General features: G+C 70.1%; 19 protein-coding genes and 1 pseudogene. 10 read left to right on the forward strand and 10 right to left on the reverse strand.

What is annotated here, in order from left to right:
* Positions 1–425: 425 nt before the first annotated feature.
* Both AB0M27_RS33485 and AB0M27_RS33490 read right to left on the reverse strand, forming a co-directional pair.
* A complete protein-coding gene (locus AB0M27_RS33485; protein WP_365727329.1) occupies positions 426–3,962 on the reverse strand; it encodes a discoidin domain-containing protein in 3,537 nt (1,178 codons plus the stop codon).
* A gap of 463 nt (positions 3,963–4,425) precedes the next feature.
* On the reverse strand, positions 4,426–4,752 hold the full coding sequence (locus tag AB0M27_RS33490) for a hypothetical protein (RefSeq protein ID WP_365727331.1): 327 nt from the start codon (positions 4,750–4,752) through the stop codon (positions 4,426–4,428).
* Between AB0M27_RS33490 and AB0M27_RS33495 the strand changes: the two genes are divergently transcribed.
* Both AB0M27_RS33495 and AB0M27_RS33500 read left to right on the forward strand, forming a co-directional pair.
* A complete protein-coding gene (locus AB0M27_RS33495) occupies positions 4,651–4,914 on the forward strand; it encodes a hypothetical protein (RefSeq protein ID WP_365727417.1) in 264 nt (87 codons plus the stop codon). The two genes, AB0M27_RS33490 and AB0M27_RS33495, sit on opposite strands and share 102 nt — an antisense overlap.
* A gap of 57 nt (positions 4,915–4,971) precedes the next feature.
* Positions 4,972–5,088, forward strand: a pseudogene (locus AB0M27_RS33500) (aldo/keto reductase); the annotation flags it as partial.
* Between the two features lie 169 nt (positions 5,089–5,257).
* Here the strand turns inward: AB0M27_RS33500 and AB0M27_RS33505 are convergent.
* The 4 genes from AB0M27_RS33505 to AB0M27_RS33520 all read right to left on the reverse strand — a co-directional run bounded on the left by AB0M27_RS33505 (position 5,258) and on the right by AB0M27_RS33520 (position 11,901).
* Complete coding sequence (locus AB0M27_RS33505; protein WP_365727333.1) at positions 5,258–6,262, reverse strand: fumarylacetoacetate hydrolase family protein; 1,005 nt, start codon at positions 6,260–6,262, stop codon at positions 5,258–5,260.
* The gene (locus AB0M27_RS33510; protein WP_365727335.1) at positions 6,186–7,481 is read right to left on the reverse strand and encodes an MFS transporter; all 1,296 of its coding nucleotides are present in this window, start codon (positions 7,479–7,481) and stop codon (positions 6,186–6,188) included. The genes AB0M27_RS33505 and AB0M27_RS33510 overlap by 77 nt, the downstream gene beginning before the upstream one ends.
* Positions 7,482–7,766: 285 nt before the next feature.
* Complete coding sequence (locus AB0M27_RS33515; RefSeq protein WP_365727337.1) at positions 7,767–10,697, reverse strand: FAD-linked oxidase C-terminal domain-containing protein; 2,931 nt, start codon at positions 10,695–10,697, stop codon at positions 7,767–7,769.
* Between the two features lie 37 nt (positions 10,698–10,734).
* Positions 10,735–11,901: an aminotransferase class V-fold PLP-dependent enzyme gene (locus AB0M27_RS33520; protein WP_365727339.1), complete on the reverse strand. Its 1,167-nt coding sequence runs from the start codon at positions 11,899–11,901 to the stop codon at positions 10,735–10,737.
* 95 nt (positions 11,902–11,996) lie between these two features.
* Here AB0M27_RS33520 and AB0M27_RS33525 point away from each other — a divergent pair, with 95 nt between their 5' ends.
* The 7 genes from AB0M27_RS33525 (at position 11,997) to AB0M27_RS33555 (ending at position 19,670) form a co-directional block, all read left to right on the forward strand.
* Positions 11,997–12,737: an IclR family transcriptional regulator gene (locus tag AB0M27_RS33525; protein WP_365727340.1), complete on the forward strand. Its 741-nt coding sequence runs from the start codon at positions 11,997–11,999 to the stop codon at positions 12,735–12,737.
* A gap of 906 nt (positions 12,738–13,643) precedes the next feature.
* Positions 13,644–14,339, forward strand: coding sequence for a response regulator transcription factor (locus AB0M27_RS33530; protein ID WP_365727341.1), 696 nt, complete (start codon positions 13,644–13,646; stop codon positions 14,337–14,339).
* Between the two features lie 6 nt (positions 14,340–14,345).
* Entirely contained in the window at positions 14,346–15,689 is a 1,344-nt protein-coding gene (locus AB0M27_RS33535; protein WP_365727343.1) for a HAMP domain-containing sensor histidine kinase, read from the forward strand.
* A gap of 696 nt (positions 15,690–16,385) precedes the next feature.
* Entirely contained in the window at positions 16,386–17,330 is a 945-nt protein-coding gene (locus AB0M27_RS33540) for an FAD:protein FMN transferase (protein WP_365727344.1), read from the forward strand.
* Positions 17,327–18,067, forward strand: a complete 741-nt coding sequence (locus AB0M27_RS33545) for a ferric reductase-like transmembrane domain-containing protein (RefSeq protein ID WP_365727346.1) — start codon at positions 17,327–17,329, stop codon at positions 18,065–18,067. The genes AB0M27_RS33540 and AB0M27_RS33545 overlap by 4 nt, the downstream gene beginning before the upstream one ends.
* On the forward strand, positions 18,064–19,419 hold the full coding sequence (locus tag AB0M27_RS33550; RefSeq protein WP_365727348.1) for an NADH-ubiquinone oxidoreductase-F iron-sulfur binding region domain-containing protein: 1,356 nt from the start codon (positions 18,064–18,066) through the stop codon (positions 19,417–19,419). Before AB0M27_RS33545 ends, AB0M27_RS33550 begins: the two co-directional genes overlap by 4 nt.
* Positions 19,420–19,424: 5 nt before the next feature.
* Positions 19,425–19,670: a ferredoxin gene (locus tag AB0M27_RS33555; protein ID WP_365727350.1), complete on the forward strand. Its 246-nt coding sequence runs from the start codon at positions 19,425–19,427 to the stop codon at positions 19,668–19,670.
* Between the two features lie 140 nt (positions 19,671–19,810).
* Here AB0M27_RS33555 and AB0M27_RS33560 read toward each other — a convergent pair whose 3' ends face one another.
* Positions 19,811–20,131 carry a hypothetical protein gene (locus AB0M27_RS33560; RefSeq protein ID WP_365727352.1) on the reverse strand — a complete coding sequence of 107 codons (321 nt, stop codon included), beginning with the start codon at positions 20,129–20,131 and terminating at the stop codon, positions 19,811–19,813.
* 145 nt (positions 20,132–20,276) lie between these two features.
* On the opposite strand from AB0M27_RS33560, the gene AB0M27_RS33565 reads away from it, so the two are divergent.
* Positions 20,277–20,489 carry a hypothetical protein gene (locus AB0M27_RS33565; protein ID WP_365727353.1) on the forward strand — a complete coding sequence of 71 codons (213 nt, stop codon included), beginning with the start codon at positions 20,277–20,279 and terminating at the stop codon, positions 20,487–20,489.
* On the opposite strand, the gene AB0M27_RS33570 is transcribed toward AB0M27_RS33565, so the two are convergent.
* Genes AB0M27_RS33570 through AB0M27_RS33580 form a run of 3 tightly spaced genes read right to left on the reverse strand, consistent with a single transcriptional unit; the run spans position 20,470 to position 22,117 of the window.
* The gene (locus tag AB0M27_RS33570; RefSeq protein WP_365727355.1) at positions 20,470–20,976 is read right to left on the reverse strand and encodes an ester cyclase; all 507 of its coding nucleotides are present in this window, start codon (positions 20,974–20,976) and stop codon (positions 20,470–20,472) included. The genes AB0M27_RS33565 and AB0M27_RS33570 overlap by 20 nt on opposite strands.
* Complete coding sequence (locus AB0M27_RS33575) at positions 20,973–21,293, reverse strand: Dabb family protein (protein WP_365727357.1); 321 nt, start codon at positions 21,291–21,293, stop codon at positions 20,973–20,975. The genes AB0M27_RS33570 and AB0M27_RS33575 overlap by 4 nt, the downstream gene beginning before the upstream one ends.
* A gap of 17 nt (positions 21,294–21,310) precedes the next feature.
* Positions 21,311–22,117 (reverse strand): SDR family oxidoreductase, encoded by an 807-nt coding sequence (locus AB0M27_RS33580; RefSeq protein ID WP_365727358.1) that lies wholly within the window; start codon positions 22,115–22,117, stop codon positions 21,311–21,313.
* Between the last annotated feature and the right edge of the window lie 11 nt (positions 22,118–22,128).

The following is a 22,128-nucleotide window of genomic DNA, read 5'->3' on the forward strand; positions in this document are numbered from 1 at the left end:
CGGGGGCCCCCGCGCGCCGGGGGGCCGGGCCGGGCCTCTTTGGGGGGGGTGGGGGGGGGGGCGCCGCCGGGGGGGCGGGGGGCGCCCCCCCACGCCGGCGGCCGACGCCGGTGGGGCGGCCGCGGTGCGGGAGGCGGCGTCGGCCGGCGCGAAGGACATCCACACCATGCCAAGCGCGGCGACAAGGGCCACCGCCAGGCGCGGGACCGGCCCCGTGCCGCGTAAAGGCCTTGGGATCTCACGCATCGGATGCTCCTTCAGGGAATGTGGGGGACGGGCGCCCCGACCGTACAGAGCATGATGAGAGGTCGCAAGATTTCCATCCAGACAAAGAAAATATTGCCCAGAGTGTTGAAAGAAGACAATGCACACAACGGCCCGGGGGCCGACCCACGCTTGTGGGCCGGCCCCCGGGCGTGTTGCCGTCAGGGATTGACGTTGATGGTGAAGGTCGTGGTCGGGTTGTAGACGTCGATGTGGTTGTTGGTCTGGGTCAGGTGGTTGAACGTCGCCGAGCCCACGGCCGGGCCCTGTCCCGACTCGGGCATCGGATTGGCCCAGATGCCGTAGCCGGACTTGGCGTCGTAGGCGTCTCCGCTCTGCTGTGCCCCGGTGATGGACGTGTTGGTGAAGACGGTGTCCTTGATCGGGTTGAGGGCCGTGCCGTTGACGTAGTCGGTCTGGAACATGATGCCGGCGTACGTCGGGTCGACGATGTCGGTGTCGTTCACCCGGATCCCCTGGAACGGCTGGGTCGCGGAGAACAGCCAGATCGCGGGGAACACCTGGCCGCCCCAGAAGTGACCACCGTCGCGCACCAGCGAGACGTTCTGGATGGTGGTCGGCTGGGTGCCGAATCCCTGGAAGGGATAGCCGAAGTTCAGCGAGCTGATGGTGATGCCCGAATACGTCAGCGTGTCGGCCACGTACAGGTTCTGCAGGGTGTTGTTCTCACCGCCGTAGACGGCGACTCCCGCCGCCCGCCACGGCGTCAGCGCGGTCAGGTTCTGGAAGGTGTTGTTGGTCAGGTCCGAGGAGTTGTGGTCCTGGGCCGCGAACAGCGCGAAGCTGTCGTCGCCGGTCGACCGGGCCTCGTTGTTGCTCACCAGGTTGTTCTGGCTGCCGTTGGTGAGGTTGATGCCGTCCGCGAAGGTGTCGCGGATCCGCATGTTCGTCGCCTTCAGCCCGTTCACGTGGGTGCCCCAGATGGCGCACACCTGGTGCTCGACCCAGACGTCGTCGACGGTGATGTTGGAGACGTCGGTCAGGTCGAAGACCTTGCCGGGCCCGTCGATGCGGGAGGTGTAGTTGCCGAACCAGCCGAAGCCCCGGAAGGTCGAGCCGTCGGCGCTGCTCTGCACCGACCAGCCGACGTCCGAGTTGTCCGACGTGGTCGGGGAGTTGAACTGGGTGTACCAGGGCCCTGCGCCCACCACCTTGACGGCCTTGCCGTAGACGTTGAACTTGCCGGTGGTCTGGTACTGCCCGGCGGGCAGGTAGACGCCGACGAGGTTGCCCGTGGTGTCCTGGCGGACGGTGTCGAGCGCCTTCTGCACGTCCTGCTGGCCGAAGCCCGCCGGGGTGAGGTAGGCGTTCGGGTCCGGGTTGGCGACCGGGGCGACCTGCTCGGTGTTGATGTAGTCGATCGCGTACTGCGAGGTGTTGGACGAGTCCTTCTGCAGCTTGATGACGCTGCCCTGGGGCACGGCCCGGTCGAGCATCACGTGCGCCTCGTCGTAGATGTGACGCGGCGATCCGGCGCTGGGATTGTTGCCCGGACCGGTCTCCGCGCCGTACAGCCAGGCGTACTTGGAGTTCAGCGTGATGGTCTGCAGGAAGGTGCCGTCGACATAGACGTTCAGGGTGGCAGTGGCACCGCCGCCGCCGGGGGCGTCGGGGATGGAGAAGCGGGTCACCAGGGTGTTGGTGCTGGCCCGGGTCGTCCACTGGACGTAGGCGCCGGTGGTGTTCAGGGTGACGGCCTTGCGCCCGGACGCCTCGCCGGCCAGGTCGCCGATGGTGCGGTTGGGGCCGACCACGGCGGCGCCGCCGCCGATCTGGCCGTCCTCGCCCTGGTACACGTCATAGGGCATGTTGGCGCCGCGGCCTACGAACAGCGAGGTGTCACTGGTGTTGTTGGCCTGTTTGACCGACAGCTCGTTGGGGTCGACGGCGATCACGGTGTGCACCGTGTACTTGCCGTTGACGGCCGTCCAGCTGCCCAGGCTCACCGGGGGAGCGGCGGCGCCGGCGGCGATCGTGCCGGTGTAGGAGCCGGTGAGGGTGGTGAGCGTCTTGCCGGTGCTGTCGAGCAGGGTGAGCGTGACACCGTGGGAACCGCTGCCCGAGGCGACCGTGCCCTGGTTCTTCAGCGTCACCGAGAACTTGACGCTGTTGCCCGCCGAGGGGTTGTTCGGGCTCCAGTCCACGGTTCCGACCAGGTCCGAGCTCTGTACCGGCGCGACGACAAGGTTGTTCGGGTTGGTGTAGGTGTTGTTGTCGTAGCCCAGCTCGATGAAGCTCTTCGCCTCGTCCACCTTGGCGGTGAGCTGGTACGTACCGGCCGTCTGCGCGCCGATCACCGTGGACACCGTGGTGGAGGCGCCGGCCGCCAGAGCGCCGACGGGGGCGGTGCCGACCTTGGTGCTGCCCAGGTAGAAGTTGACGTTGGAGGCCGGAGAGGCCGCGGTGCCCACGTTGGCGACCGTGGCGGACGCGGTGACCGAGTCGGTCTCCACCGGGGCGGACGGGGACCACGAGGACGCGGAGACCGTGAGGTCGGGGTTGGGGGCCGGAGTGCCGATCACCTGGAGTTCGCCGACCTGGCCGCCGGGGGCTCCGCTGTTGCTGGTGATGCTCAGCTCGACATCCGCGACCTTGGCGCTCACAGGGATGGTGACGGTGTTGCCGGTGTTGGGGTCGAAGGTGTACGTCTGCGCGGCCGAGATGCTGGTGAAGTCCGTCGCGCTCTGCTCACGGCCGAGCACCTGGATGGTCTGGGTGCGGGTGGACCAGGCCGAGGCCGGGTTCAGCTTCACCACGACGGAGGTGACGTCGGCGTTCGCGCCGAGCTGCACGGTGAGCCGGCTCGGGTACGAGGAGCCCTCGAAGTACGTGGTGAGGTCGCCGTCGTTCGCGTTCGTCGGGGCGTAGGTGTACGTGTACGGGCTGCCGGTGATCGGCTTGTGCAGCGCCAGGTTGGTGCCGCTGCCGCCGGTGCCGGTGCGGGTGACGGTGTTGCCGGCGGGCGAGACGTTGCCGGCGGCGTCGCGCGCCTTGACGTAGTACGACACCGTCGCCGTGGCCGGCTGGTTGTCGGTCCAGGTCAAAGTGGTGCCGCTGACGGTTGCGGCCAGCGCGCCGTTGCGGTAGACGTCGTAAGCGGTGACGCCGACGTCGTCGGTCGACGCTCCCCACGACAGGGCGATCTGACCGGCCTGCGGCTGGGTGTAGGACAGGGTGCCGGGCGTGGTGGGGGGCGTGGTGTCGGCGGTGCTCGGCCCGTACACCTGGAACTCGGAGACCTGGGCCGCCGGCCATCCGGTGTTGGCCGTGATCAGCGCTCGCAGGTAACGGGTGCCGGTCGCCGCGAAGTTGATGGCGACCGTGCTGTTGGTGGCCGGATCGAACGTGTACGAGGCGGACGCCACGATGGTGGTGAAGTTGCTGCCGTCGGTGCTGCCCTGGACCGACAGCGTCTGGGTGCGGGCGGGCCAGTTGGTCACCGGCACCTGCAGCACGAGCTGGTTGACGCTGGTGGTCGCGCCCAGGTCGACCTGCAGCCACTGTGGGAAGGCGTTGTTGGCGCTCTCCCAGTAGGTTGCCTGGTTGCCGTCGTTGGCGTTGGCCGGCGTGTAGGTCTGGGTGTAGCTGCCGGCGCTCATGGTCTTGCCCGCCGCCAGGTTGGTCCCGGCGGCGTGGGCGGGTCCGGCCTGCAGCACTGCCAGCAGTGCTGCCAGCATGCCGAGCACTGCGACGACGGCGGTTCGCTGCCGGCCTGACGCGGGCGGCGCGGAGGATCTTCCGGTGGTTCTCATCCTCGTCCTCGGCTCCTTGGAGGGGTGGGGGTACGGATGCGAGGGGTGACGAACTCGGTGAGCTGGCGACTGCGCGAAAATCTCGATGTTGATCTTGCGAAATCGCCCATGATTCGATGAAAAAACTGCAGCATCGATTGAAAGGAAGCTACAGAGTGGCCATGCACTCGTCAATGAATGCGACAGCGCGCGGAGTTGCCGCCCTCGTGGCGAGCCGGACTGCGATCGCGGCGGGCGTTCCCCGGCCATGACGTGCACCGGTCCGGCCGGTACGGGTCCGGGTGCCGATCCGGCGCTGCGCCATCTGCTGCCGGTGCCGCAACGCCGGGTCGGCAAGCCCGCGTTCACCGATGCCGACCGCGTGAGGCTAGCCGGTCTGCTCCGCCACTCACCCCACCGCGATGGAGGCACTTCCCAGCGGTAGCCGGGAGAGGATCGTGCGGCTCGGACCCACTCTCCTCCTGGCCCTCGAGGACGCCGGCAGCGAGACCAGGTTCTTGATCCTTGACCGCGACTCGAAGTTCACGACCGCCTTCAACGCCCTGCCGACGCCGGACTGAGAGTCGTCACCGGCATCCGGACCGCGCGCACGAACTCCCTCACGGAGCGCTGGATACAGACGTGCCAACGCGAACACGTCGACCGCACCATGGCCCAGGACCAGAGCCACCTGCTCCACGCGCTCCGCGAGTTCGAGACCCACTACGACGAGCACCGGCCGCACCGAGCCCTGAAGCAAGCCGCGCCGCGCCGCTCCGCCCACTCCCCCAACCGATCAACGAACCAGCGCACATCAGACACCAAGAGGTACGCCGACGAGACCGACTCGGCGGTACCCCCCACGAGTACCGACATGCCGCGTGCCCGGGCCGGATGATGTACCGGCACCCGCACTCCAGTGCCTGCGCACCATCGCGGCCCCGGCCTCCACCCGGAGCAGGAACTGCAAAACGTCGCCGCGCTGGAGAATCCCGACCTCACCAGCGATGAACCGGGCGAGATCGACGAGTACTCCACCGACGGCGGCGTCGACCTCCGGCGGGACGCCCGCACCAGCGACCCCGGTCGACCGTCTCCGGGCTCGTCCAGGTGCCACGGGCGGGACGCGCAGCGCTCAGTCAGCCTGAACCATCGCCTGCACCACGGGTGCCGCCGGCTTCGCGGGCGGGAGTTGGGCCACAGGAGAGCGCACACTCATCGGCCGGGGCGGGGTCGAACGCTCACGTCGTGCCCGGCTCGCCGAGCGGCTCCGCGCCGACCACCGGATTCGACAGTGTTCCCACGCCTTCGATCCGGACTTCGACCCGGTCCCCCGGGACCAGCGGACCCACGCCGGCGGGGCTGCCCGTGAGCAGTACGTCACCTGGCTGCAGGGTGATCCAGCGGGTGACGAAGGCCAGCAGTTCACCCACGCCGAAGACCATGTCGGCGGTGGAGCCGTCCTGGACCGTACGACCGTTGACGAGGGTGTCCAGCCGCAGCGCTCCGGGGTCGGCCACGTCCGTCTCGATCCATGGCCCGAGCGGGCAGAAGGTGTCCGCGCTCTTGGCCCTGGTCCACTGCCCGTCGGCGCGCCAGTCGTCCGCGGTGATGTCGTTGGCACAGGTGTAGCCGAGCACGTAGTCGGCGAACGACGCCGCGGGAACGTCGCGGGCGGTGCGGCCGATCACGACGGCGAGTTCTCCCTCGTACTCCAGCCTGCGCAGTCCGGCCGGGTGGACCACCGCCGCACCGGGGCCGACCACGGCATTGGGCGCCTTGAGGAACAGCGGCGGCTGGGTCGGCCACGGCCGCTGCTTCTCCGCTATCTGTCCTGCGTAGTTGCTTCCCGCACACACAATGACCCGCGGGTCGCAGGGCGCGAGGAGCTCCACCTCGTCGAGCGCCGCGATCCTGGGGCCAGGCCGTGAACTGCCGAGCGAGGTGTCGCCCATCTCGTGAATGTACTCGCCGATCAGCGCACCACGTCCGGTGTGCTCTGCCCTGCGATACCTGACCAACCGCACCGCGCATCTCCCTTGTCGGCCCCTGTGGACCGTACTTGTCCCGAAAGTTGTCGAAGCCGGCTCCCGCACCTGTCGGGCCTGTGTGCCGGGCGGCCGGATTCCGGCCGCCCGGCACACAGAGGACAGGGCGAGAAGGGAACTGTCAGGCAGGCCTGACAGCGGGTGGTCCCTCCGCTCCCTCCGTTTCGGTACCGATGGGCGGGACACTCGTCGCCTCACGCAGCTTCTTCCGCAGCGTCAGGACGAGCAGCGCCGCCACCGCAAAGACGGCGCCGAAGAACACCTGAGTGAGGGCGTATCCCCCGCTGATGTCCTTGAGCCATCCCCCGATGTAGGGTCCGAAGAATCCACCGAGGTTGCCGACCCCGTTGATGATGCCGATGCCCGCACCCGCGGCCGCCACCGGCGTGAGCTTGGTGACGGTGGCCCAGAACGGTCCGTACCAGGCGATCGACGCCGCAGTGCCCAGGATCATCGCTCCCAGCACGAGCCACTTCTGCTGCGCCGAGATCAGACCCGCCCCGGCCAGGACCACGGCTCCCACGCCGAGGACCGCGACCATGTGGGCGACGTGCCTGCCGCGGCGGTCCGCGGACCTGCCGATCAAAATGATCGCCGCGCCGGCTGCGATCTGGGGCAGCATCGCGACCACACCGACTTTCATGTCGGTGTGGAAAGCCGTTTTGAGCACGCTCGGCAACCACATCGAAAGCCCGAGCAGACCCAGTTGGGTCAGCGTGTAGATGAGGGCGAACAGCCACACGATGGGGCTGCTGAACGCCGCCTTGAACGTCCCCTGGTTCTTGAGCGGTTCGCCCTCCGCAGTGCGGGCCTTCTCGATGTAGTCCCGCTCGTTGGCCGAGAGCCACTCGGCTTTCGCCGGGGTGTCGCGGATGATGGCGAGCCATGCGACGAGCCCGAGTACGAGTGGGGCGCCGCCCTGGATGATGAACATCCAGCGCCAGTCCGCGTACGTCAGGATGATGCCGGAGAACGGGGCGGCGACGATTGCCGCGATCGGCGTGTACAGCTTGAAGATCGCGTATGCCCGGCTGCGTTCGGCGAACGGGAACCACGACCGGATGGTGGACATCAGCGCGGGCTGTACGCCGCCCTCGGCCACCCCGAGCAAGAAGCGGGTGAGTACGAGTTCGGTGTAGTTGTGCGTCAGCCCTGAGGCCACCGCGGCCACGCTCCACAGCACCATCAGGATCGCGATCCACCGTTTCGCGCTCCACCGCTCGGCCATGTAGCCGCCGGGGACCTGCAGCAGCAGGTAACCCCAGAAGAAGACGCCGCTCGCGAAGCCCTCCTGGGCCCCGGAGAGGTGCATGTCCACCTCGAGGTGGGGCAGGGCGAAGCTGATGTTCGTTCGGTCTATGTAGCAGATGATGTAGACGAAGACGATGACAGGCAGAATTCTGGTCCATCGCCTCATATGGGATCGCCCTCGCAAAAGGGATGTCGGCGTTGCCAACGACCTACCTCCTTGTAGGTGCAAACTGCCGGATGTCTCAGCGCACTGACTGCACGCGAGACTCGTGGGACGAGCTGCGTCGTCTCCCTTCTCGATGTGCCTGCCGCTCGGCGGTTTTCGCGCAGGGCGCGGCCGAGGCCGGACAGGCAGTGACACGTCATACGGATGTGCCGGCCCCGGCGGCGGTGCTGAGCGTCGCGTGCGCCCCGCCTCCGGGGAGGAATTCAGCCGGGACCACCCGGTCTGTCAGGTGGTGTGGAGCGCGGAGCGGACGAGTTCCACAGGGTGGAGGGCGCGGCGTCCGCCGCCGTGGGAGATCTGCTGCCGGCAGGACACACCGGTCGCTACGACGACGGTGTCGGGGGAAGCCGCTTTGATGGCTGGGAAGAGGCGGTCGTTGCCGACGGTCATCGACAGGTGGTAGTGCTCGGATTCGTATCCGAAGGATCCGGCCATGCCGCAGCATCCGGCGTCGAGTTCCTCGACCGTCACTCCGGGGATCCGCTTGAGGAGCGCGATGGTCGCGGCGGTCCCGACCTCGGCCTTCTGATGGCAGTGGCCGTGGTAGAGCAGCCTGCGCCCGGCGAGCCAGGAGTCCGCACGCAGCCGTAGCCGTCCGTCGTCGATGGCTTCGGTCAGCAACTCTTCCACCTGCTTCACCCGGCCGGCGACGTCCTTGACCGCCGTGTCGTCGGGCAGCAGCGCCAGATGCTCGTCGCGCAGAGTCATCAGGCAGGACGGTTCGCACCCCACGATCGGCGAGTGCGGTTCCCCGCGAGCGGTGAGCGCCTGGGCGAGCGTGCGCGCCTTGTGCTTGGCGTCATCGACGAGCCCTTTGGACAGGCTGGACCTGCCGCAGCAGCCGCCGGCCTCCAGGTGGACCTGCCATCCCGCCAGTTCCAGCAGTTCGATCGCCGCCCGGCCGATGTCCGGCTCGGTGAAGGTGGTGAAGGAGTCCGCGAGGAAGACGACCGTGCCCTGGGTGACGGGGTGTGCCGTGGGCGTGCGGCGGCTGAACCAGCGCAGCAGGTTGGCCCGCACGAACGTCGGTAGCGGCCTGGCGGGGGTGATGCCGATGAGCCGGTCCATCAGCCGGCGCACCGGTGGGATGCGCCCGGGCAGGTTGGACAGCGGTGCGGTCGCCGAGCCAAGGCGGTTCAGCGAACGGATCGTACCGAAGATCCTGGATCGTAGCGGCGTTCCGTGCAGGTCATGGTGGTGTGACAGCGTTTCGGTCTTGAGCGCGGCCATGTCCACGCCGAGGGGGCATTCGCTCTTGCACGCCTTGCATCCCAGGCACAGGTCCATGATGTCGTGCAGCCGTTCGTCGCCCAGTGCCGCCCGGGGATCGGGCTGTGACAGGGCGTTGACGAGCGCGTTCGCCCGGCCGCGGGTGGAGTGCTCTTCTTGGAGTGTCGCCATGTACGAGGGACACATGGTGCCGGTGGCGCTCTTCCGGCAGAGCCCGATGTTCATGCACCGGTCCGCCGCGCCGCGCATGCCACCGACCACCTCGAAGGACAGCCGCGTCCGCACCGGGGTGGCCGGTGGCAGTGCCGCGTCCCGCAGGTTGTCCGTCATCGACGGGGCGTCCACGATCTTGCCCGGGTTCATCCGGTTGTGCGGATCGAAGACGCCTTTCACCTGGCGCATGGCCTCGTAGAGTTCGTCGCCGAAGAGTTCCCGGTTGAACTCGCTCCTGGCCAGCCCGTCGCCGTGCTCGCTGGAGTTGACGCCGCCGTACTCCCTGACCAGGTCCTTGATCTCCTCCGCGACCGAGCGCATCGTGAGCACCTGGGCCGGATCGGTCAGGTCGAGGAAGGGGCGGATGTGCAGGCAGCCGACCGAGCAGTGCCCGTAGAACCCGGCCGTCAGGTCGTGGCGGTCCAGGATCGCCTTGAAGCGCCGGGTGTACTCGGCGAGGTGCGCGGGATCGACCGCGGTGTCCTCGATGAAGGCCAGCGGGCGGCGTGAGCCGACGCTTGCGGCCATCAGCAGGCCGAGGCTTGATTTGCGCACTTTGAGCAGGGCGGCCTGCTGGTCGGCCGTGACGGCCTCCAACGTGTGGTAGCCGTGGCCGTGGCGCTGCCACAGCGCGGTCAACCGCTTCAGCTGCCCGCGAAGCCCGCGCTCGTCGTCCCCGGTGAAGGTCACGAAGAGCAGCGCCTGGGGGTCGCCTTCCAGGATGGTGCCCAGCGAGGCGTATTCCAGCCTCTGCCGGGACAGTTCCAGGATCGTACGGTCCATCAGCTCCACAGCGGCCGGATCGCAGGCCAGCGCATCCTCGGTGGCCGCGATGGCGGCGGGCGTGGAGGTGAAGTGACCAACGGCGATCACCGTATGAAGCGGCTTGGGCACCAGGTCGACCAGGGCCTCGGTGGCAACCACAAGCGTGCCCTCAGAGCCCACGACGAACTTGGCCAGATCGAACGGTTCGTCCCCGGCGAGCCGGTCCAGCCGGTAGCCGCCGGCCCGTCGCCAGAACTTCGGGAACCCCTCGGCGATCGAGGAGGCGTTCTGGTTCAGGATCTCGGGCAGCCGCCGGTAGATGTCGCCCTCGAGGGTGGCTGCCTGCGCCCGGCGTACCCGCTCTGCCTCGTTCACCGGTGCCAGGTGGGCTCGGCTCGCGTCGCTGAGCACCACGTCCAGCTCACGTACGTGATCGATGGTCATCCCGTAGCGGACCGACCCGCTGCCCGCCGAGTTGTTTCCGATCATGCCGCCGATCGTGGCGCGGTTGCTGGTCGAGGTGTCGGGGCCGAACATCAGCCCCAGCGGAGCGGCGGCCCGGTTGAGCTGGTCCTGCACCACGCCCGCCTCGACCCTGGCCGTACGGTTGTCGGGGTCTATCTGAAGTATGCGGTTCATGTGCCGGGACAGGTCCAGCACGAGGCCGGGCCCGATGGTCTGGCCGGCGAGGCTGGTGCCGGCCCCGCGCGGGACGACGGGTACGCCGTGTTCGGCGGCCGCCGCGACCGTGGCCGCCACGTCCCCGGCGTGGCGGGGGAACACCACGCCCATCGGAGTTATCGAGTACATGCTCGCGTCCCGCGCGAACAGGTGCCTGGTGTAGTCGTCGAAGGCGACCTCGCCGTCGAGTTCCCGCCCAAGCTTGCGTATCAGGTCCTGCGCGGTGACGTGTTCGCCGACGGGCCTTGAACTGCTGGCCGTGGTCACTGCTCGTTTCCTCCTTACCGGTGTTGCACTGCGCTGTTCACTCGGCGCGCAGCAGGTCCAGTGCGGCACTCAGGCCGGCCGGGTTGATGTCCACCCCTGCCAGTTGGAGCCCCATCTGAACGCCGGCGAGAGTTCCGGCCAGGGTCAGGTCGTTGAAGTGACCGAGGTGGCCGATCCGGAAGACCCGTCCCGCGAGCTTGCTCAGGCCGGTGCCCAGGGACATGTCGAAGCGGTCCAGGATGATGCGACGGACCTTGTCAGCGTCGTGCTCCTCGCCCAGCAGTACCGCGGTCAGGACACTGGAGTACTCCCGCTCGTCGGCGCACAGCACCTCCAGGCCCCAGCCCTGGACGGCAGCCCGGGTGGCCTCGGCATGACGGTCATGCCGTGCGAAGACGTTGGGCAGGCCCTCCTCGTCGAGCATGATCAGGGCCTCGCGCAGCCCGTACAGCATGTTGGTGGCCGGGGTATAGGGCCAGTAGCCGTGCTGGTTGGCCTCGAGAATGGGTGTCCAGTCCCAGTAGGACCGCGGCGACCGCGCCCGCTCGGCGGCGGCGAGTGCCTTCTCGCTGAGCGCGTTGAAGCCGAGCCCCGGGGGCAGCATCAAGCCCTTCTGCGAGCAGCTGATGGTGACGTCGACACCCCACTCCTCGTGCCGGTAGTCGATCGATCCCAGCGAGGAGATCGTGTCCACCAGGAGCAGAGCGGGATGACCCGCCTCGTCGATGGCCGCTCGGATCTCCGGTACACGGCTGGTGACGCCGGTGGAAGTCTCGTTGTGAACGACCATCACCGCCGCGATGGAGTGGGCCTTGTCCGCGGCCAGCCGCTCGGCGACGACCTGCGGGTCCACGCCACGCCGCCAGTCGCCCGGAACGAAGTCCACTTCCAGCCCGAGGCCTTCGGCCATGCCGCGCCACAGGGTGGCGAAGTGGCCAGTCTCGAACGCCAGCACACGGTCGCCGGGGCTCAGCGTGTTGACCAGCGCCGCTTCCCACGCCCCGGTCCCCGAGGAGGGATAGATGACGACGGGACCGCTGGTGCCGAACACCGGCTTGACTCGTTCCAGGACGTCCAGTCCCAACTCGGCGAACTCCGGCCCGCGGTGGTCGATGGTCGGTCGTGCGATGGCCTGCAGTACCCGGTCGGGGACGCTGGTCGGGCCAGGGATCTGCAAAAAATGCCGCCCAGTATGCGTCGTCACTTGCGATCACTCCAACTTCTGTGCCGTAATACGGCACACCGTTCCGTAAAAAGGTACGGTGAGGTTAGGGACGAGCGATCAGGGAGTCAATGGAGATGCAGAACGTTCTCAACGCTTTGCGAGTCCTTGAAGAGGTCGCGACGCGGCAGCCGATCGGCGTCGGCGAGCTGTCACGCGTTCTGGGCATGCCCAAGAGTTCCGTCCAGCGTGCACTGCGCACGCTGGGCGAGGCGGGGTGGATCCGTCCCGCAGGAGGCGAGGTCACCCGCTGGGTCGTGACCACGAAAGCGCTGGACGTGGGCCGGCACGCCAGCGGCGACCTCGGTCTGCGCGACGCGGCCGTACCGCTGATGGAAGAACTGCGTCGGCGCACCGACGAGACGATTCACCTGACCGTTCGGGAAGGGAACAAGATGGTGCTCATCGAGCGGCTGGAGACGTCCAAGCCCGTGCGCACCAGCATGTCCCTGGGGCATTCCCTGCCCCTCCACGCGTCCGCCAACGGCAAGGCGGTACTCGCGCACAGCCCTGCCGAGGTGATCGGCCGGCTGCTCGCCGAGGGGCTTCCCCGTTACACCGACACGACCATCACCGACCCCGACCGGATGCTCGCCGAGCTGGAGCGGATACGAGCACAGGGCTATGCGACCAACAGGGGCGAGTGGCGGTCCGACGTCGGCTCGGTCGCAGCGGCCATCATGGGTGCGGCCGAAGAGCCGATCGCGAGCCTCAGCGTCAACATCCCGATGACCCGATTGACTGACGAATCCGAGTCCTTCTTCGGCGCCGTGGTGAGCGAGGCGGCGAAGACCCTCTCAGCGCGCCTCGGGCACTGATACGGTCCCACCCCGCCCGCATCCGCATGACGTCAGGCCGTGATCTCTCGCCACAGCAGCTCCCGGCCGAAGCCGCTACGCCGCCCTGACGACTGACTGCATCTCCTGTCGATCGCCTTCAGAAGACGGTGGACCGGGGCAGCCGTCGATGCGCGGGCGAAAAGGGCAGGTCAGGGAGGATGCTCGCCTGTAGCCCCGAGGCACTGGCAGTGCGGGCCCGGGTGCCGCCCCGTCACGGACGTGGCGGCAGCGGTGGCAGGACGGGTCGTGGCGGAAGACATGCGGGCCGCATCGGCGTGGCTCCTCGCCGCATCGGCGTGGCTCCTCGCATCCGTCGACCGACGCATGCGCGGTGAGAGGGGCGCGGGGCACGCCCCGGCTTCCTGACACACCACGATGCCCGCACGCCACCGGTGGGAACAGGATCTCAGGACGCTCCGGTCGTCGTCTGCGCCGGCTGTGTTGTGGAGGCGGGGGCGCCGGCCCGGGGCTGCGGGAGGCTGCGGGAGGAGTGGCCAACCACATCGGACGCCGGTGCAGAGATGCCCGGCAGCATGTGAGCGTAACCAACCCCGAGCAGAAGGGCTGCGGCCGTCGCAGCGGTGGCGGTCCGGCGGGTCGTGGTGCTCACACGCCGAAGTCCGTGTTCGCGCCGCCGCGCCGGGTCGGAGTCCTGTGTGGGTCCAGGCATGGACATGGGCCGGCCTCCTTCGGGCGAAGACAGTGCCGCGAGGCGATCCTCCGGCTCGCGTACGCCATGTCATCAGCTTGCGTCGCGCCACGTCGGAGAGCCGTTCAGGAAAGCTTCAGATGTGGCAAAGCCAGGCGGATGCGGCAGCGCTCCCGTGCGTGCCTTGCCCATCCGCCGGCCCGGAGACTCGTCCACGTCGTCCTAGGCTTGGTGCTGTGGAACAGGAAACCGGGTCCAGGGCGGATCCCGACGCGCTCACGGTGCTGGTCGTCGAGGACGATCCGGGGCTCGCCGGGTCGCTGGTACGCGGCCTGGACCGAGCCGGATACCGGGCGAGAAGCGTCGGCTCCGGACGCGGTGCGCTCACCCACGTACCGCCGCCCGATGTGGTCCTGCTCGACCTCGGTCTGCCGGACATGGACGGCATCGAGGTCTGCCGCGTGCTGCGGCGCCAGTCCGACGTGGCGATCATCGTCGTGACCGCCCGCGGCGAGGAGGGCGACCGGGTCGCCGCCCTCGACGAAGGCGCCGACGACTATCTGGTCAAGCCTTTCGGCCTGGCGGAGTTGCTGGCGCGCATCAGGGCCGTGCTACGCCGCATCCGCCCGTCCGGGCCCGAACTGCTGACCCACGGCCCGCTCGTCGTCGACCCACGCACCCGCAAGGTGACGGTCGGCGGCGAGGACGTCGCGCTGACGCCCAAGGAGTTCGACATCCTCCAGTGCCTCGCCGCCGATCCGGGTCGGGTCGTGACGCGTCAGGAGATCCTTGAGCGCGCCTGGGACGCCCACTGGTACGGGCCCACGAAGGTGCTGGACGTCCATATGGCCGCGTTGCGCCGCAAGCTGGGCGTGCCCGGACTGGTCGAGACCGTCTACGGGCGCGGCTTCCGCCTTGGCGAAGTCGGCTGACACGCCGTGACCCGCCGCATCGCCCTCAGCGTCCTCGCCCTGATCACCGCGATTCTGGTGCTGGCGGTGGTGCCGCTCGGGCTGCTCATGACCCAGCGCGAGCAGACCTCGTTCCGGGACGAAGCGGCAGCGAAGACGAGGTCGATCGCCTCCGCTGCCGAGGAGTACCTGTCCGATCGCAAGTCGGATGCGGCGGCACGAAGCCTGTTCGAGGAGGCCCACAAGAGGGGCGACTGCGCCACCGTCTACGACAACGCGGGGCATGTTGTGCTGTCGACCGCGTGTTCCGACGTGGCCGGGGACGACTCCGCGGGGCTGGTCTCCTCCGTGCTCGCCCATCCCGACAGCCGGGTGCGCCAGGACGATCAGTGGCTGACCACCGCCGTACCGATCGGTGACACCTCGGACCCCGTCGGGGTCGCCGTCCTGAGCCGGTCCGCCGATCCGCTGCACGACCGGATACTGGCGATGTGGGGCTGGCTCGCGTTGATCGGCGTCGGCGGCCTCGGCGCCGCCGTGCTGCTCTCGGTGCTCCTGGCACGCTGGGTCGGCCGTCCGCTGCGAGTGCTGGACGAGGCGGCACAGCGGCTGGGCGAGGGGGCGCTGGACGCGCGGGCGCCGGCCGGGGCAGGGCCACAGGAGGTGCGCCGCCTCGCGGCGACGTTCAACACGATGGCCGGGCGCACCGAGGCCCTGGTGCACGGTCACCGGGCCGTGGTCGCCGATGTGTCGCACCAGCTGCGCACCCCGCTGGCGGCCCTCCGGCTGCGGCTCGACCTGCTCGCCGCCGACGCCGAAGGGGACACCGCGGCGGAACTGGCTGACGCGCAGGGCGAGATCGCCCGGTTGTCCCGGCTGGTGGACGGCATGCTGGCGGTGGCCCGTGCCGAGCACGCGGTGCCGCGACCGGTGCCGGTCCGGGTGGACCGCGTCGTGGCCGAACGCGTTGCCGCCTGGGAACCCGTCGCCGACGCGGGCCAGATCCGGCTCACCGCCGAATGCCGCCCCGGGCTCACCGCCTTCCTCGGCGAGGGCGACCTGGAGCAGGTGCTCGACAACCTGATCGCCAACGCCCTCGACGCGGTCCAGGAGGGCGGCCAGGTCCGGATCACCGGCAAGCGGCACAACGGCACGGTGCAGCTGCGGGTCGTCGACAATGGCCTTGGGATGAGCCAGGCCGCGCGGGAGACAGCGTTCCGCAGGTTCGGCAACCCCGAGGCGAGCGGTACCGGGCTGGGCCTGGCCATCGTCCACCGACTGGTCACCACCAACGGCGGCACCGCCGACCTGCTGGACTCGCCTGGCGGCGGTCTGACCGTGGTGCTGTCGCTGCCCGCGTCCCGGCGCTGACGCGACCGCGGCAGCCAGTCCGAGTCCGGCGCTACGCGGACTGTCGACGCCCGAGCCGCTCCAGGACCGTTCCGAACACCCGCCGGCCTCTCTTGGATACCTCACATCACCATCCTGACCAGCATGTTTGATGATCTTTGCGGGTTCTGAAGGATTCCTGAACCGGTTCCCGACAGATGCCTGCGCAGGCTGGTGGACGGATACCCACAGGTGTGGCCGCGAGGTGTCGAGCGCTTCACGACGGCACACCGACGGCCGAGGAGGAACCATGTCCCACCCCGACCACCCCACGTCGGCCGGCGCCGCCCGGCGCCGTGACCGCGGCCTGCGCCGGACCGGAAGCACCACCCGCTGGGTGGCCGCCGCAGCCGCGGCCGGCTCCGTGGCGCTCGCCACGGGGTACGCCCACGCCCTGCCCGGGAAGTCCTCGTCCACGCCCGGGAGCACCTCCCCGGCGTCGACGCCCGCGTCCGCCCCCACGTCGAGCACACCTGCCGCCCCGCGGACTCCGTCGCACTCGGCGGCCCCGTCCAGGACCGCCACCTCGGCCTCCCGCGAGTCTCCACACGCGACCGTGTCGAAGCGACCGACGACCCCCACTGCGCCGCCGGCCACACATCCGGCAGCCCCGGCACCCACCGCTACGAAGCCCCCCACACCGACTCCGCAGCCCTCGCACACCGCGTCGGGGGCGTCATGACCGCGGCCACACGTCCGGCATCGGTCTCCTTCCCCGCGCTGGGGACCACCGCCTCGCTTCTCGTCGCCGACCCGGACGGGATGGACGCGGCACGGCAGGTGCTCGACGCCGAACTCGCCGCCATCGACGCGGCGTGTAGCCGCTTCCGGCGCGACTCGGAACTCTCGCGCGCCAATGCTGCGGCGGGTGCCCCCCGCCACGTGGGCGCCCTGTTCGCCGAGGCACTGGACGTGGCGCTGCATGCGGCGGAGGTGACCGACGGCGCCGTGGATCCCACCGTCGGAACCGCCGTGAGCGCGCTCGGCTACGACGTCACGTTCGCCGCGCTGCGCCCGCAGGACCTGGGTCCCGTACACCTCGCCGGACCGTCCTCGGGCTGGAGGGCGGTGGAATGGGACCGGGCCGCCCGGCGGCTGCGGATGCCGCCGGGCATCGCGCTCGACCTCGGCGCGACCGCCAAGGCCCTCGCCGCGGACCGGGCCGCCCACCGCGCCGCCGAGGTGGCGGGCTGCGGCGTCCTGGTCAACCTTGGCGGGGACCTCTCCGTCGCGGGCCAGGCGCCACCGGGAGGATGGCGGGTCGCCATCGCCGACGATCACGCGGCGCCCGACACCGGAGGCCGGCCCACGGTGAGCGTCACCGAGGGCGGACTCGCCACCTCCGGCACCACGGTGCGAACCTGGCGCCGAGGGGGTCGCCGGCTGCATCACATCGTCGATCCCGCCACCGGCGACGTACCCGCCCCGGTGTGGCGGACCGTCAGCGTCGCCGCCGTCAGTTGCGTGGCCGCCAACACCGCCAGCACCGAGGCGGTCGTCCTCGGTGAACGCGCCCTGGGCCGGCTGTGCCGGGTGGGGCTGCCCGCGCGGCTGGTCCGCGTGGACGGGACCGTCGAGCGAGTCTGCGGCTGGCCCGAGGACACTGCGGGAGGCGCCCGATGACCGGACTCGTCCCGCTGGCCGCAGCCGGCCCCAGCCCGCTGTGGTACGCGACCCGGGCCGGCGGCACCGTGGCCCTGGTGCTGCTCACCGCGACCGTCGCGCTCGGCATCGCCGTGGGCGGCCGGTACACACCGCGGCGGCTCGCCCGCTTCGAGGTGAGCGCGCTGCACCGCAACCTGGCGGTGCTGACCCTGGGCTTCCTGGCCCTGCACATCGGCACCGCGATCCTTGACACCTTCGTCCACCTGGGCTGGCTGGTGACGGTGGTGCCGTTCACCGCCTCCTACCGGCCGCTCTGGCTGGGACTGGGCACGGTCGCCTTCGACCTGCTGCTCGCGGTCGCGGCCACCAGCGCGGTACGGCTGCGCATGGGGCAGCGGCGGTGGAAGACCGTGCACTGGCTGGCCTACGCGGCCTGGCCGGTCGCCCTCTTCCACGCCGCCGGGGCCGGCACCGACACCCGGCTCACCCTGCAACTCGCCTTGTACGCCGCATGCGTCGCCCTCGTCGTCGCCGCCGTCTGGTGGCGGCTGTACCGGGCGGGCCCGGGCCGGGTCGCCATGCGGCTCTGGACGGGGGTCACCGCAGCGGCGGTGCCCGTGGTGCTGACCGCGTTCCTGAGTTCCGGGCCGCTGCAGCCGGGTTGGGCACACCGCGCGGGAGGCGCCGCGCCGGCAGCCGCGGGCGCCGTACACCCGGCGCCCGCGCCGACCGATAACGCCGGAGGGTCCGAATGACAGACGCAATGACCAACGAACAGCCGACCCTGCTGACCGGCGACGGACTTGACGGCATGATGGGCCCGTACGGCTCCCGGCTGCTGCACGGCTGGTACGCCACCGGTGGCGCGGCCGACCTGGACGGGCACCTCGGCCGGTACGGTCCACCACCGTTTCCCCGCTCCTCGGACGCGGTCGGCCGACTGGTGCGCGCGGTGGAGGACGCCGGACTGACCGGCAGGGGCGGCGCGGCCTTCCCCACCGGCCGCAAACTGCGCAGCGTCGCCGCCGGCAAAGGCACCGCCGTGGTGGTCGCCAACGGCATGGAGAGCGAACCAGCCAGCCGGAAGGACGAGACGCTGCTGGACCTCGCCCCGCACCTGGTGCTGGACGGCGCCGCACTGGCCGCCGCCGCGGTGGGCGCCGACGTGGCGCACCTGTGCCTACCGGGTACCAGGCAGGACCAGGCACGCGCACTCCGCGAGGCCGTCGAGGAACGCCGGAGGCGGGGCCTCGACCCGGTGCCGGTTTTCGTGCACGAACTGCCCCACCACTACGTCTCCAGCGAGGAGACGTCGCTGGTGCGGTGGCTGAACGGCGGCGACGCCCGCCCGCTGGCGACCCCGCCACGGCCCTTCGAGAAGGGGGTCGGCCGGCGCCCCACCCTGATCGACAACGTCGAGACCCTCGCCCACCTCGCACTGATCGCGCGGTACGGTCCCGACTGGTTCCGGAGCGCCGGGCGCGCCGACGCCGCGGGCACCACGCTGGTGACCCTCTCGGGTGCGCTGCGCACGCCGGGCGTCTACGAAGTGCCGATGGGCCTGCCGCTCGGTGAGGTACTGGACGTCGCGGGGGGAGCCTCGGAGCCGCTCGCGGCGCTCCTGCTGGGCGGCTTCTTCGGCAGTTGGCTGCCGGTGGACCAGGCCCTGCGCGTCCCGTTCGCCAAGCAGGACCTGGCGTCGCTCGGTGCGGGACCCGGTGCCGGAGTGTTCGTGGCTCTTCCCCGCCGCGCCTGCGGTCTGGCCGAGGCGGCCAGGGTGCTCGGATATCTCGCGGCGCAGAGTGCACGGCAGTGCGGACCGTGCCGACTCGGACTGCCGGCCGTGGCCGCGGACTTCGCGGATCTCGCCTGGGGCCCTCCCGACCCTCATCTGAGGGAGCGGCTGGAGGGCCGGGTGGGACTGCTCGCCGGGCGCGGTGCCTGCCGACACCCTGACGGCGCGTCACGCTTCGCGGCGACCGCCCTGCGCGTCTTCGCGGACGACGCACGGCACCACCTGAGCCTCGGCCCGTGCGCCGCGGCAGGCCACGAGCCCGTTCTGCCGGTTCCGGACACAGTGGTACCCGACGAGCGGGAATGGAGGTAGACGGTATGGCCGGCACACACTCCCTGGGAATCGACCGCATCGCATGCGACGGCTACGGCCTGTGCGCCGAACTCCTCCCGGAACTCGTCGGGTTGGACGAGTGGGGCTTCCCGATCGTGGGAGCGGCCCCCCTTACGGGTCAAGCCCTCGGGCACGCGCGGCGCGCGGTGGCCGCATGTCCGGCGCTGGCACTCCGCCTGGACCGGGCACCGGACCGCACACCGGACCGGCAGTCGCCCCAGCGGACGTGAACGACTTCTTGACCTCACGTCAGACATGTTTCTGCCGGCTCCAGCGCACCGCGAGGGAGTATTTCGAGCCGCACAGGCTCTGAACCCGCCGAGGTACTCAGCGGGCCTACCGGCTCAACTCGCCCGCGGTGCCGGTCGGCTCAGCTGTCCGCCGTCTCCGTGCTCCCCGTGGCGCCGGTCGACCCCGAGGACGGGGACTTCGGCGTCTGCCGCACTGCGCGCAACGCGGGGTCGGTGATCAGCGGCGCTGCCGGGCGGGCGGTGCCGATGCGGATCGGGGTGAACTCGGCGTAGACGTTGTTCGCGACGGTCGCGGACTTCTGGATGACGCCGATGCCGTAGAGGCCGGCGCCGCCGTGGAAGGCGCTCGCCGGAATGGTGAGGCTGCCGGAGGTGGTCGTCAGCGGCTGCGTCCAGGCCGGATAGAAGATCGGCCCGAGGGCCGGGTTCCAGTGGCCCACGCCGGAAACCTCATCCGCCCAGGTGGCAGCGGGGTCTGGCTGGTGAGCGAGTTGCGCTGCTGTCCGTTCGCTGCGCAACTCGCCTCTCCTGGGGACCGGTGCAGGATGATGATCTGCTGTGCTGCGTCGACTGGCCTGTCTCGGTATGACGAACGCGTTCGCTTTACTGCGGCTGCTGCCGATGAACGATCGGGTCAAGGACGTAGAGATCGTGGTGCTGAGCCACCAGATCGTCGTCCTGGAACGACAACTGATCGAGATCGGCAGGCCCTTCGCCCGGGCGGCGAGCGGACTTTCGGCAGGCCGCCGTAGCCGGACTCGCGCGATGGAGTACGCCGCTACGGGGTCGTACCGATGACCTGGATGTCGAGCAGTTCCGCGGTGATGGGAGCGCCGAGCTGACGGAGCAGGCCCAGCTCGTCACCGAAGAACCAGGCCTCGGCGACCAGGCCGTCCTCGATGCGCCACACGCCGCACTCCAGGACCTCCAGGCACCGGCGGGTGGCCGGGATGCCGAAGAGCTGACCGGTGTGGGTGCCGCGCAGGGTCCAGACGGCCCATACGCGGTCGTCCTTGGCGATGATGTCCTCGATCGTGTCGACGCGGTCGGAGATCGAGTGGGCGTCGTATCCGCGGCCGTCCTTCATGCCGGAGATGTCCGCCAAGGATGCGAATCCCCAGCGGTGGTGGCGCATGCCGGGGCGCATGAACTTCCTGCGCTCGGCGAACGGCACCGACCGCAGCCGCACGATCAGATCGATGTTGGCCTGTTCCTGCGGGGTGTAGCTGCGCGGATCCACGTCCGCCGGCAACGCCGCGGCGACCAGGCTACGGACCGCGCTCATGCCGCCGCCCCCGCCGGGTCCCGTTCGACGACCCAGTCCAGGACGATCCGGCCGACGCAGGTCTCGTCCAGCCTGGGCAGCAGAGCGGCGTGGACGGGGTGCTTCTGATAGCGGTCCAGCGCATCCTCGTCCACCAGGCGTACCAGCATGCCGTGCGTGACCCCGGCGTCGAGGGACCGCGTGTGGAAGTTCGGGCCGACGGTCAGTTCGATCAGGCCCGGCAGGACGGCGATGCCCGCGGCGAACTCGACGAGCGCCTCGGTCACCGCCTCCTCCGCGCCCGGTCGCGCCTTCACGACGATGATGTGTTCGATCATTGTGGTTTCCTTCGGATCTACAGCGCGTTGACGGTGATCCCGCCGTCCACGACGAGCGAGGTGCCAGTGATGTAGCCGGCCCGCCGGGAGGCCAGGAAGGCCACCGCGTCGGCGACCTCGGCCGACTCGGCCCACCGGCCGAGCAGCACGCCGAGCTTGGCGAGGTAGGCGTCGAGGAACTCCTCGGTCGTCCTGCCCGCCTTCCCCGCCGCCGCGGCGGCCCAGCCGACCCGCCACTCGGTGGCGACCAGGCCGGGGACCACGGCGTTCACGGTGATCCCCTCGGGCGCAAGGTCGCGGGCCAGATAGCGGGTGGCGTGGTGCATGGCCGCGTTGTTGAGGCCGTGGGTGAGGGCGCCCTCCCAGACCGTCTCGCCGGCGACGCCGCCGATGTTGACGATCCGGCCGGCGCCGGTCTTGTCCAGCAGCGGGTGCAGCGCCCGGATGATCCGGAGCATGCCGACGGTCTTCACGTCCAGGTCGGCGGCCCAGTCGCCGTCGTCCCAGAACAACTGCCGGTCGAGCCGGCGCATCCGGTGCCCGGCGGCGATCACGAGGATCTGCACGCGTCCGAACTCCAGCTCGATCTGGTGGGCGGCCGCCTCGACGGACGCCCGGTCGGTGACGTCGGCCTGGATGCCGACGACCGGTCCGGGGTGCCCCAGCGCCCGCAGCTCGGCCACCGTCTCGTCGAGGGTGGTCTTGGTGCGGGCGAGCAGGACGACGCCCGCGCCCTCGGCGAGCAGCGCTGCGGCCGCGGCCTTTCCGATGCCGGTGCTGCCGCCGGAGACGACGGCCGTGGAGCGGGCGATTCCGAGATCCATCTGTGTCTCCG

Source organism: Streptomyces sp. NPDC052107 (assembly GCF_040680215.1).
GTDB lineage: Bacteria > Actinomycetota > Actinomycetes > Streptomycetales > Streptomycetaceae > Streptomyces.